Origin of the sequence: Cohnella cholangitidis, from assembly GCF_014107495.1 — a bacterium.
In the GTDB taxonomy this organism is placed as follows: Bacteria; Bacillota; Bacilli; order Paenibacillales; family Paenibacillaceae; genus Cohnella; species Cohnella cholangitidis.
Genome location: NZ_CP041969.1, coordinates 986,295 through 998,914 on the forward strand (window position 1 = coordinate 986,295; position 12,620 = coordinate 998,914).

Sequence of the window (12,620 nt, forward strand, 5' to 3'; positions counted from 1 at the left end):
TTACGGCTCCTTTCCTATCCCAAATGGCGAGGCCGTCCGAAACGTTACTCGACGATTAATTTCGAGACCATATCTCCGTGGCCTTGACCGCACATGATGCTGCAATGCATCTCGTAAGTGCCCGGTTTGTCGAATGTCACTTCGGTCTCCGGCGCGTCTTTGCTAAGCTCGATATCAAGTCCGACGATTTCGACGCCGTGGTTACCAAGCGTATTGGAGAATTTCACTTTGTAGTTCGTTCCCGCTTTAACATGATATTCGGCTTCGTCGAAACTAAAGTTAGTCGCTTTGATTTTAAGCAACTCTTGGCCTTCTTTTAGTTCGGATGCCTCATCCTTCGGTTTCTCGGGCAATCCGGTCGCCAACAAGTATACCCCCATTGCGCACGCGATCGTGATCAAAGTGGACAAAACCCATTTATGCATCGTCTGCTCCCCTGCTTCCTACAAATTGTCTACCTCATATTTTACCTAATACAAGCATTTGAACTCAAGCACTAGTCTGAAGAGATTCGTTAACTTTTTATACTTTTGACAAATTGATGAACTTCTTAAGCGATCCCTTAATGATTTTACACTATTTTTAGTCTAAATTCCGAAAATCGCTAGGAATCTTGCGCGCGACCCCGCTGCGTATCGCTTCCTGCACGACCGCCCTGCGGACGGCGGGTACGACTTTGTCGTTGAAAACGCTCGGGATGATGTACTCTTCGTTTAATTCCTCGTCCGTCACGATAGACGCGATGGCATGCGCGGCGGCAAGCTTCATCGATTCGCTGATCGTGCTTGCCCGGGCATCGAGAGCCCCGCGGAATATACCGGGGAACACCAGCACGTTGTTCAGCTGATTCGGATAATCGGAACGCCCGGTCGCGTATACGCGCACGTACGGTCCGGCTTCTTCGGGAGTAATTTCCGGGTCCGGGTTCGCCATGGCGAAAACGATAGGATCCGGCCTCATTTTCCGGACGTCCGCGTTACTCAGTAGTCTTGGCCTAGACAGCCCAATGAATACGTCGGCTCCTTCGATGACGTCGGATAATCGTCCTTTTTCATTGCGAGGATTCGTAACGGCGGCAAATTCGTTCCAAGCTTGATTCTCGTAATGAGTATCTCGATGAATCGCGCCGTCTTTGTCAACGCCTACGAGATGGGTCACGCCGGCTGCCAAGAGCATACGGGAACAAGCGACTCCCGCCGCGCCGATGCCGCAAACGACGACTTTTATGTCTCCGATCGCCTTTCCGACGATTTTTAACGCGTTAATCAGCCCCGCTAACAGCACGACGGCCGTGCCGTGCTGGTCATCGTGGAATACGGGAATATCGAGCTGTTCTTTTAGTCGGCGTTCGATGTCGAAGCATCTCGGCGACGAGATGTCTTCCAGATTAATACCGCCGAACGTCGGGGCAAGCGCTTTGACGATGGCGATTATTTCTTCCGGGTCTTTCGTATCCAGACAGATCGGGAAAGCGTCTACGTCGGCGAGTTCTTTGAATAACATCGCTTTCCCTTCCATGACGGGCATCGCCGCGTGCGGTCCGATGTCCCCCAGACCGAGAACCGCAGTTCCGTCGGATACGACCGCAACCGTATTGCGGCGAATCGTCAACGAATGGGCTTTGTTGATATCGTCCCGGATCGCCAAACATACTTTCGCTACGCCGGGCGTATAGACTCGGGATAAGTCGTCGCGGTTTTTGATCGGCACCTTCGATTTCACTTGAATTTTCCCGCCTAAATGCAGCAAGAAAGTCCGATCGGATACGTTCACGAGGTGGATGCCCTTCATGGCGCTTACGGCCCCGCTTAAAGTTTCGACGACCGATGGCTCGACTACGCTTACCGTAAGATCGCGAATTTCCGTCTTGCGGCCGGGCTGGATGACGTCAATCGCTACGATGTCTCCGCCTTGTTGTCCGATTAAAGATACAAGCTCACCGAAAGTAACCGCCTGCTTGTCCATTTCAACGCGAAGTATGACGCTCGTTCCGCCTTCCAATCTCATGAATCCCTCATCCTCCCTAACCCGAAGGTATCTGATAAGTATGATTATATCCTGAGTTGCGCCAAAACAAAAAAACCGGACCTCATCGCCACTATAGAGCGTGATAGTCGGTTTGGCAAGCTTAAGATTACGTTGTCGGGGGATCAGGCTTGTCCTCGCCTTTCTCCTTGGATTCTCCCGCTCGGTCTCTAAGCACGAGCACGATCTTCTTCAATCGGTCGGGCAACGGAAGGCCCAACCTCCCGTAATTCTCGATGATGGAGAGCAACTCGTTCATGATATAGAAGAAAACGGCGCTTCCCATAACGACATCTACGCTAAGCAGCAGATCCAACCGGTGCGCGATAATGAGAACAAGCAATATAAGAGCCTTCTTGAACAAACCCCAAAAGCCGATGTTGCTGTTTAATCCGCTGCCGTCCTTGATCGCGGCCGTCACGCCCGTAATATAGTCTATCGCCATCAAGACGAGCAGAAAAGTTAGCGTTTCGCTCCAAATGCCGAAAGAGAAGGAAATCGCCGCTCCTAGTAACGCGCATACGGCACCGAGTTGTATTTGCAATTGTTGTTCCTCCTCGGTTAATCAGATTTATTCAATAGCTTATTCCGAAGTGGACAAGACGGGAACGGTGTATTGCCGATCGGCACGCAACTAATAAATCGCGCGCAAGCAGAAGAGCCCCGGTCTCTCGGGGCTCTTCTACGAAAATGATGAATAGTGTCGACGACAGGGGGTGCCGCCTACTTTATGATGCAATCCTTCAAACTTCATTGTACACGAGCCTATAATGAAGAACCCGTGTCGGGGGGGAATGACGTTCGAGGCTTACTTCTTGACATAGGTTAAACGAGGGAAAATAACACAATGGACGCACCGTAAGGCGGCAACGTGCACGATCCTATCCCATTGCTCCACTCCCAATCGCGGGAGCCGAACAACGGTACGAGTTTCTGCGCTCCAATCCCTTTGGGAGCATCCAATCTCAACTTCCGCTCGTTCGGGCTGTTGTTCAGCACGATCCCTATCATTTGATCCGCGAGGTAGCGAATAAATCCTAACGTATTGTCGGCTTCTTCAACGAACCACATTTGAAACTCGCCTTCGCGCAACGCCGGATATTCCTTTCTCAGGGCGATCAACTGCTTGTAATGCGCATGGATCGTCGCGTTCTGGTTTGCCTCGTCCCATATCATCGGTTTGCGGCACACCGGATCTTCGCCGCCTGTCATGCCTACCTCATCGCCGTAATAGATCATCGGCATTCCCGTATAAGTCAATTGGAACATAGCCGCGAGCTTAAGCCGAGCGATCTCTTGTTTCTCGTGCCATCCCCAGACGCTCTTGGTGCAAGCCGTAAGGAATCGTTCGGTATCGTGGCTGCCGATTAGGTTGAACATGGCCGAATTAGCCGAATCCGTGTATTGCATGCGGATCGATTCGATTTGGCCGGCGAAAGCGCGTGCCGTTGTTCTCTGCTCCGCGAAAAAACCGATCACCGCGTCCCGAAACAGATAATTCATGACGCCGTCGAATTGATCGCCTCTGAGCCAAGCTCCGGATTGATGCATGATTTCGCCTACCAACAGCAGCTCACGGTCGATCCCTTTGATCTCTTGTCGCAGACGCCGCCAAAAGCTATGGTCGATCTCATTGGCAACGTCGAGTCTCCACCCGTCGATTCCAATCTCTCTGATCCAGTATTTGGCTACGTCCAGCATATATTGAACGACTTCCGGATTGCTCGTATTCAGCTTCGGCATGGACGGGGAAAGAATGCCGAATGACTCATAGCTTGGCTCCGGGCTTTGGACGACTGGGAAGCGGTCGATAAAAAACCAGTCCTTATATTTCGAATCCGCGCCGTTCTTCACGACGTCCTGGAAAGCAAAGAACCGATCGCCGGAATGGTTGAACACCGCATCGAGCACGACCTTCATATTCAGCGCATGCGCCTCGTCTACTACTCTTCTAATATCCTCGAGTTGCCCGAAATGAGAATCGATAGAATAGTAGTCCGAAGTATCATATTTGTGATGGGACGGCGATTCGAAGACGGGGGTTAAATACAGAACGTTAACGCCTAAATCGTGAAGGTAAGGCAGTTTCTCGAATAATCCTTGAAGATCTCCCCCATAGAAGCTGGTGCTCTCCGGATCTTCAGATGAAGTCCAGCTTCTGACGCCCGCAGGGTCGATAGCCGGATTTCCGTTCGCGAATCTCTCCGGGAAGATCTGATAGACAACCGCATCCCGAACCCATGTCGGTGGACCGCCTTCGTACGCCGCCAAGACGGAAGCGCAATGAAAATACCCGGCCGCTTGGCGATTGTCCGACACGCCGTATTCTCCGCACCACGCTTGAGATCCGTCAAATCCCGTCAAGAGGAATTGGTATCGGATTCTTTTAGTCGGCGAGTAGACGACGCCTTCGAAATAATCGTGGAGTTCGGTCGTGGCGACCAGGTCTAGCTTAACGGCGTCGCCGGCACCCGGAGGTTTGTACCGATCCGAATGAAGCAGCGCGCAATGACAGACGTCGCCTCGTTTGGCGCGAATACGTATCTTCACTTCGTGTTTGCCGATCGTGAAGAGATAAGGAATATCGTTAATATGATAGATAGCTTCCTTTTGCATAATGCGGTAGCTCCTTGAGGCGAAATGGATTTATCCTTTGGACGCTCCCGAGGTTAAGCCTTCAACCAGGAAGCGCTGCAGCCAGATAAACAAGACGAGGACTGGAACGGCCAGCAACACCGCGCCTGCTGCGAAAAAAGTAAAATCGGTCGATGTCTGTTGATTGACGATATTGTACAGTCCGACGGCAAGCGTCGATTTGTCTTCCGTCCTCAAGATCAGTCTTGCGAAAATAAAGTCTATCCACGCGCCGTTGAATATGACGAGACTAACGTAGGTCAGCATCGGTTTGGACAGCGGAACCATGACGCTCGTAAATACTTTCCAGTTCGAGGCGCCGTCAATGCGAGCGGCCTCCTCCAAACTTCTAGGAATCGTATCGTAGAATCCTTTCGCGACGAATACGTTGCTGATGAACGCGCCGGAGCTATAGACGAGGATCAACGCCCAATGCGAATTCAGCAAATTGAACTGAAGCATCAAAATATAGATGGCCACGAGCGACATGAAGCTCGGGAACATATTCAAGACGAGCATTCCCGTCAATCCGAACTTCCGGCCAACGAAACGAAACCTAGCCATCGCATACGAACCTAACAGGGTCATCAGCGTCCCGAGAATCGCCGAGATCACCGCAACCTTGATCGTGTTCAAGTACCACTGGACATATTGATACCGGGTGCTCGTAAACAGTTCTTTGTAATGATCCAGCGTGAATTTCTTCGGAATCAACGTCTCGCTGTACAGGCTATTTCCTTCCTTTAAGGAAGACATAACGATCCAGAGGGCCGGATACACAATGGATACGGTCAACAGAACGAGAATGATATACGTGATGAGATGACGAGTCTTCATTGGATCAAATCCTCCTCTTTGAAGGATCGGGTTTTACGGAAGTTAAGGATCGAGATCGATGCAATGAATATAAAGACGAGTATGCTGAGCACCGATGCGAAGTTATATTGGTTGTTCGTCAATGTCAACTTGTACAGCCAAGTCACGAGCAAATCGGTCCCGCCGGCGTAAATATAGTCGGGCATGACGGGATTTCCGTTCGTTAACAAGAAAATAACGTTGAAGTTATTGAAGTTGCTGGCGAACTGCGTGATTAAGATCGGAGCCGTCGAGAACAGCACCAACGGGAACGTAATCACTCTGAAAGTGAAGAAGCGCGAGGCTCCGTCGACTTCCGCAGCCTCGTATAGATCTTTGGAAATCGTCGTCAGAATGCCCGATACAAGGATCATGATCAATGGAAAACCTAACCATAGATTAACGGCGATGACCGTGATTCTCGCCCATGTCGGATCGTTAAGCCAAGGAATCCCGCCTAGTCCGAGCATCTCCAAGTATTGGTTGATCGGACCGAATTCTTCATTTAATAAGTTTCTGAATACGAGCAGCGAAACCAAATTCGGCACGGCGAAAGGAATGACCAGCATCGTCCGCCAGAACGTTTTCAGCCTGATTCCTTTTTGATGAATGAGAACCGCGACGACCGTCCCTAGCATATACGTCGTTAGAGTGGCGGCGATAGACCAGAACACGGTCCATGCGGCTACCCCGATTAACGTATTGCTCCACGAACCTAGATTCAATAGATTCTTGAAAGTATCGAAGCCGATCCAATTGACCAGTTTCGCGGGAGGCAGATTGGGGGCCGCGAAATCGGTAAACGCGACCAGCACCGTAAAGATGATCGGCATGACCGTAAACAGCACGGCTGCCGTAATCGGTATAGCGAGGATGAAGTAAGGAAAATTGCGGTTCGCCATGTTGTTCCAGCTGACTCCGAAAGATGGGGGTTCGATTCCTTTCTCCCGATTCAACGCCGTTATCCTGGCATCGCGAACGCATAGAAAATATACGAATAAGAACAGCAATACGAAGATTAAGGCGATCAGCCCTTCTACCATCATGAAGATGGAATGGTCGCCGGCCACCGGCTTGAATTCCCTGCCTATCTTAACCATTCCTCTGGGCGTGTCTCCCAAAGTAATCAAACCTCTGACCGATGTCGCCAATCGCGTTGCGATCCAGTAAATTCCGGCGATTTCGACTAATGCGAACAGCAAGCCTTTTACGAACTGGCGATTGTACCATTGCCCTAATCCCATAAACAAAACGGACAGCAGCGTCGCTTGAGGGGTATGTTTGGTCATATGATCCGAAGCTCCTCTCTCCGAGGACACCCGGCATGCGCCGGATGCCTTCGGACATTAGCATATTTATTGCGCTGCAGTCGAATTGATTAGATCTTTAACCGTTTGAACGGCTTTATCCATAGTCTCTTTAACATCCGCGTTCGAATCCCAGATCGATGCCCAAGCTGCATCCGTAGGAGCATAGAGGCTATTCATTTCCGGAATCGAAGGCATCGGCTTGGAATTTTTGAATTGTTCCACGATGCCGCTCAGAATCGGATCGTTCTTGATCAATGGATCTTCATTCGCTTCTTTATTCGCGGGAATGATATTGGCCAATTGGAAATCTTTAAGCGCGTTTTCTTTGGAAGTCAGGAAATTCGCGAAAAGTTTGGCCGCGTTCGGATATTGCGTGTAGGAGTTAACGTAGAACGATCTTACGCCGGACAGGGACAATGCAGGCGTACCGTCCGGGAACGAAGGCAACGGAGCGATACCGAAATCTACTTTTCCTTTGTACGAGCCAATGGACCACGGACCGTCGATCGACATCGCGACCTTGCCCGTCGAGAACAATTCGCCTTGAATATCAAAGGTCAAATCCGTCGTTTTGAGCGGAAGAATCTTTTTCAGACTTTGGTAGTACTTGATGCCTTCGATCGCGGCATCGCTGTTGAGACCGATGTCCGAACCGTCCGTATCGTCCTTACCGAAAATATAGCCGCCCTTCCACTTAACGAACATGCTGTTGAAATACAGGTTGTGCAGCCAAGTGATCGCGTATTTCTTGTTCGCCGGATCGTTGTACGATTCTGCGAATTTGATGACGTCGTCCCAAGTTTTAGGAACTTCTTTGACGAGCGCTTTGTTATAGAATAAGGCGTAAGTTTCGATCGTCTGAGGATAGCCGTACAAAATTCCGTTGTAGGAGCTCGCCGCAAGCGCTGTTTCAAGAGTTTTGGCTCTCGTTTCCTCTTCGAAAATATCGTTAGGAAGAATCAGGTTAGCCGCAGCCAATTTCGATACATGGTTATGCGGAATCATAAGAACATCGGCCGCGACGTTCGCAGGTCCGTCGGTTTCCAATTTCGCCGCTTGATCCGGGATATTCACTTCTTCGATCGTGACGTCTACGCCGTATTTAGCCTTAAAGTCGGGGAGAACGCTTTCGATGAATACTCTTTCCGTTTTGTCGCTCCAAATTTTCAGGCTTGCACCGTCTTCTGGTTTAATTTCCGCAGGAGCTTCTTGTGTAGCGCTTTCATTTGAAGCCGTAGGACTTGCGCTTACGGAAGCTTCCGGGGTTGCCGCGCTTGGAGACGCTTCGTTGCCGTTGTTGCCGCCGCAAGCCGACAGAACCAATGTCATCGTCGCGAACGCTGTCAGTAATCCGATTCTTTTTTTCATAATTTTGTTGAACCCGCCCTTCGAATCGTTTATGATTTAGGAAACCGGTTTCCTGAGTTCAAATTAACACACCCGTTTGGGGAAAGCAACAACTTTTTTATTTGAGAATTGGCGGGAGGTTCTAGCAGCGGTATAATAAATATATGATGGAAGTCGCTTGTAAAAAAAGGGGAATTCTTGATGAAAACGACAATAAACGATATCGCTAAAGCGGCTAATGTCGCTAAGTCTACCGTTTCCAAAGTATTGAACGACGCGCCTACCATCTCGGAGGCTACCAAGCAAAAAGTCCGCGCGATCATGAAAGAGCTGCAATATACGCCGAGCAGCATCGCAACTCAGTTGGCCAGGCAGAGCAGCATGAACATCGGCTTCCTGATGAACTTCGACCGGAAGGACGACTTTCTCAACCCTTTCTTCTACAGCTTGCTGGGAGGCGCGGAGAGCGTTACCTTCGAGCATCAGTACGAGCTCACGATCTCGAATATTTATAATCGCGACAATGATTTCATGAACCAATACGTCTATAGCAAGAAGCTGGACGGCATGCTGATTAACCCCTCCGTGTTGGACAAGGATATCGTTCAAGAGCTGGAACGGCTGGCTTTCCCGTTCGTGATCGTAGGAAAGCCCAAGGAAGATTACGGCTGCGGGGTTACGTGGGTCGATATCGACAACAATTCCGGCGGAAGCATGGCGGCCAATCATTTGTTGGAGCAGGGCTATTCCCGAATCGCCTTCCTCGGGAGCAAGCCCGAAGACCCGATTTCCGATAGCAGGTTGACCGGCTATCGGAACGTGGTATCTACCTTGCAAGGAACCGCGGATAACAACGAGTATATTCGCTTAGGCGAAGCCAACGAGGCGCACGGCTATCGGATGATGAACGAGCTGTTGGATATGGAGCTTCCGCCCGATTCGATCATCTGCGTCAACAATTTCGTGGCGTTCGGAGCCTTGAAGGCTGCGCTCGACCGCGGCGTTCGCGTGCCCGAAGAGCTCGGCATCGTTACCTTCGACAACTACCCGCTAGCTCCGTATACGACGCCGGCCATTACGGCGCTCGATATCGATACGTTTAACCTAGGCGTGCTTGCGACGAAGGTTCTGTTCGACAAGATCGGACAGGTCGAGCTTGGACGGCAGTTCCAGGCGATTAAGCCGGAGCTGATCGTTCGCGAATCGACTCTAAGACAGGGTTGATCGGTTTGAGCGTACGAAAATTGCTGGACGGTGGGGATAGCGGCACGGCGTGCCGTTATTCCGTTACTGCGCGGCAGTTCTTCCGATATAGCGGCACGGCGTGCCGTTATTCCGTTACTGCGCGGCAATTCTTCCGATATAGCGGCACGGCGTGCCGTTGATCGGTTTGAGCGTACGAAAATTGCTGGACGGTGGGGATAGCGGCACGGCGTGCCGTTATTCCGTTACTGCGCGGCAGTTCTTCCGATATAGCGGCACGGCGTGCCGTTATTCCGTTACTGCGCGGCAATTCTTCCGATATAGCGGCACGGCGTGCCGTTATTCCGTTACTGCGCGGGCAGTTCTTCCGATATAGCGGCAAGGCGTGCCGTTATTCCGTTACTGCGCGGGCAGTTCTTCCGATATAGCGGCACGGCGTGCCGTTATTCGAAATGGATCAACCGAAAACAGGCTGCCCTATAAAGGACAGCCTGTTCTCGGTTGTTCTCAATAAATTTCAAACTCCGCGATTTGCGCCGCGGGCCATGCCGTGTTGCCGGTAATCGTCAACCGGACGAATTGCGTCGCGACGCCGGATAACGGAATTTCCACCGCGTTGGCTTTCTTCGGATCGAAGGTGTACGGTTTCGGCGCCAATACCTGTGCGAACGACTCCCCATCCGCGCTGACGAGCACTTCGATCTGTTGATCCCTCGCTTCCCAAGCATCCTGCGGAGGAAGCTTGAGGATCAGCTTGGTGACCGCCTTCCGCTCGCCAAGATCGAGCGTCAGGGATTGCGGGAATTTCTTGGCGGTGCTCTCCCAATACGTATAAGGATCGCCGTCTACCGTCAATTCCGCGGGGAACGCCTCTGCCGTGCTGGAAGTCGAGAATACCTTTTGCTGCAGCGCTACGTTGTGCTGCTCTTTGATCTTTTCAAAAGCTTCCGTTGCCCGGCTGGCTTCCTTAGAAGATTTGAGCTCTACGTAAGCTACCTTCTGTTCTTTGATCAGCCCGACATAGTCGAAAATCGCATAATCTCCTTCCTCTTTGACAGGAAGATCGGCGATCTTCGTTCCGTTCGCTTGGTAAGCGACCGCGGTAGCGTGAGGCCACTTATTCCCCTTACGAATCTTAAGAGTCGTGTCCGAACCGATAGGCTGATAGACGCGCACCGAATTTTCTTCTCTCAACTCGACGAGGTTATGATTACCGGCGTCGAGCTCCAGTCCGTTCAATCGCGCGTAGTTGCCGGCCCGGCGATTGCCGTCGTCGGCCGACACGTCGTAACCTCCCGGCGCAAGCGATATGTCTCTATCCAGCGCGTATGGTTCGTCTTTGCTCCAGTTGGCCGTAACCGCATATCGGCCGAAGTCCGTCCTAGTGACGTTAGGAGTCACTTGTTCGAAGCTCTCTACAAGCGAATCCGCGTACTGCGACAAAACGAACTTCTGGAATACGCCGACCGTGTCTACCCACGGATTGCCGACTCCGTTAAAGAAATCCGCGCTAAGATGATAACCCATGGCCAGATTCCATCGGAGCATGTCTTGATCGTCCGTCATCGTCTCCGCCGCCAAATCATGATGATATTGCATCACCTTGTCGCGAAGAAGCATGCCCGACAGCGGATAATAATCCGTATATGAAGACGTATTTTTGCGGTACCCTAGCTGATCCCACAAGTAAGTCGAACCCATAAAGCCGACCGCGTCATCCGCCAGAACGTCCGTCCCGTCTTCCATATACATGTTGTGGCTGAGCGAATCGAAATATTTCCTGACTCCTTGGAAATACGCCGTCGAAGGATCGGTTCCTTCCGGGATCGCCTTATTGAACACATAGGGAGAATTGCGAATGCCCCACTGGTCTTCGAATATCCCGTCGAACCCCGCTTGCTTATTCAGCTTCTGATGCTCTTCAGCCGTCCTTTGCAAGAAGAACGGATGACCGGTGTTGACCACGTAACCGCTATGACTGCCGTAGTCCTCTTTCATGATCGCGTTATTGTCCTTCAAGACGATAAGGTCTTCCATCGTCGTACCGGAAGGCAATTTCGCGAGCGTCGGGGAATGATCGCCCCACCAGCTCATGTTCGTATAAGGAACGACGCGATTGCCTTTGTCCTTCGCCGCTTTCATGAACGCCAGGAAAGCAGGCTCCCCGCCCCAAGCGGAATCCGGAGGGTAGAAGTCCGGATAATTCTCGTCATGGCCGCCTTTCTGGAAGCCTACGAGATGTACGACGCCGTTATAGTTCATTTTGTCCAAGTAATGATGGATCAGATTGCTCCAACTGCCGTCTTTGATCGCGGAAATATCCGTTTTGTAGAACGGCAGTTCGAAATAGGCTTGCTTTTCCTTGTCTAGCTTATCGGCTAAGGAACGATACTCGTCGATGTCGTTCTGATCGCGATAACTCGCGGCGGTCGTCTCGTAATCCCCGATTTCGAGCACGACGGTTGGACTGCTCCACCGCTTCTTCGCATCGATCCACGTTTTGTAGTTATGAACGATACCCGTCTTGCCCGCGTCGTCCACTTGGCTCTTAAAACCCAAGTCCATAGTGGCGACGATATCTCCGTGCAGATCGTATATCGCCAAGTTGCCTCCGGTCGTCCGCAATCCTAGATAGGCGGCGAACATGACTCCCGGATACTGATCCTGAAAGGAATTGCTCTCCTTGAAGAACGTATCCCGCAGCTTGGCTCCGGGAAGCATCGGCAATAGGCCGTCTTTCACGTCCGAGGAGTTCACCTTCAGTTCGTAAGGAAACCGGAAAGATTTAATGGCCTTATCCGTCTGGTTGTCTACCTCCGCGTTCAACGTAATCCGGTTGTCGTCCTCGAAACGGGCGATTACGTCGACCTTTACTTGACCGCCGTAACGCAAGCTCAGCTCGCCCTTCCGGGCGTTCCAATCGTAGGAGAAATCGTCCGCCTTCTGCCCGTTCGCGGAAGAATCGTCTTGGAGGAACGCCCACCATAGCGCGTTCTCGCGGTTGTCGAGCGCAATGTCGGCGCCCGAGACTTTGTTCTTAAGGTAAGCGATCGCGCCATTGTCGGAGCGAAAAGCGATCTCGTATTGTCCGCGGCCGACGATAAGCAATCCATCTTTGTCTTTGAAGCTGGCTTTGGCGCTAAACGGAGAATAGACGATGACGTAAGCTGCCGCCAGCAAAATCAGAATGGCCCCGATCGAGATCCATGCCGCTTTCGATTGCCATACGCGCATTTCCTCACCTCT

The 12,620-nt window shown here is 51.4% G+C and carries 10 protein-coding genes; 2 read left to right on the plus strand and 8 right to left on the minus strand.

The genetic code is table 11. From position 1 onward, the window contains the following. Positions 1–44: 44 nt before the first annotated feature. The 7 genes from FPL14_RS04950 to FPL14_RS04980 all read right to left on the minus strand — a co-directional run bounded on the left by FPL14_RS04950 (position 45) and on the right by FPL14_RS04980 (position 8,192). The gene (locus FPL14_RS04950) at positions 45–425 is read right to left on the minus strand and encodes a cupredoxin domain-containing protein (protein WP_182301975.1); all 381 of its coding nucleotides are present in this window, start codon (positions 423–425) and stop codon (positions 45–47) included. A 157-nt stretch (positions 426–582) separates the two neighbouring features. Beyond that, positions 583–2,007, minus strand: coding sequence for an NAD-dependent malic enzyme (locus FPL14_RS04955; protein WP_182301976.1), 1,425 nt, complete (start codon positions 2,005–2,007; stop codon positions 583–585). Between the two features lie 127 nt (positions 2,008–2,134). Then, positions 2,135–2,569 (minus strand): phage holin family protein, encoded by a 435-nt coding sequence (locus tag FPL14_RS04960; protein ID WP_324617874.1) that lies wholly within the window; start codon positions 2,567–2,569, stop codon positions 2,135–2,137. Positions 2,570–2,850: 281 nt separating this feature from the next. After that, a complete protein-coding gene (locus FPL14_RS04965; RefSeq protein ID WP_182301977.1) occupies positions 2,851–4,641 on the minus strand; it encodes an alpha-glycosidase in 1,791 nt (596 codons plus the stop codon). Positions 4,642–4,671: 30 nt separating this feature from the next. Beyond that, positions 4,672–5,496 carry a sugar ABC transporter permease gene (locus FPL14_RS04970; protein WP_182301978.1) on the minus strand — a complete coding sequence of 275 codons (825 nt, stop codon included), beginning with the start codon at positions 5,494–5,496 and terminating at the stop codon, positions 4,672–4,674. After that, complete coding sequence (locus FPL14_RS04975; RefSeq protein WP_182301979.1) at positions 5,493–6,803, minus strand: carbohydrate ABC transporter permease; 1,311 nt, start codon at positions 6,801–6,803, stop codon at positions 5,493–5,495. The genes FPL14_RS04970 and FPL14_RS04975 overlap by 4 nt, the downstream gene beginning before the upstream one ends. 66 nt (positions 6,804–6,869) lie before the next feature. Further along, positions 6,870–8,192: a sugar ABC transporter substrate-binding protein gene (locus FPL14_RS04980; protein ID WP_229263780.1), complete on the minus strand. Its 1,323-nt coding sequence runs from the start codon at positions 8,190–8,192 to the stop codon at positions 6,870–6,872. Between the two features lie 180 nt (positions 8,193–8,372). On the opposite strand from FPL14_RS04980, the gene FPL14_RS04985 reads away from it, so the two are divergent. Continuing rightward, complete coding sequence (locus FPL14_RS04985) at positions 8,373–9,395, plus strand: LacI family DNA-binding transcriptional regulator (RefSeq protein ID WP_229263781.1); 1,023 nt, start codon at positions 8,373–8,375, stop codon at positions 9,393–9,395. A 5-nt stretch (positions 9,396–9,400) separates the two neighbouring features. Next, positions 9,401–9,556, plus strand: a complete 156-nt coding sequence (locus tag FPL14_RS04990) for a hypothetical protein (protein WP_182301981.1) — start codon at positions 9,401–9,403, stop codon at positions 9,554–9,556. 325 nt (positions 9,557–9,881) lie between these two features. Here FPL14_RS04990 and FPL14_RS04995 read toward each other — a convergent pair whose 3' ends face one another. Then, entirely contained in the window at positions 9,882–12,608 is a 2,727-nt protein-coding gene (locus tag FPL14_RS04995) for a discoidin domain-containing protein (RefSeq protein WP_182301982.1), read from the minus strand. Positions 12,609–12,620: the final 12 nt, after the last annotated feature.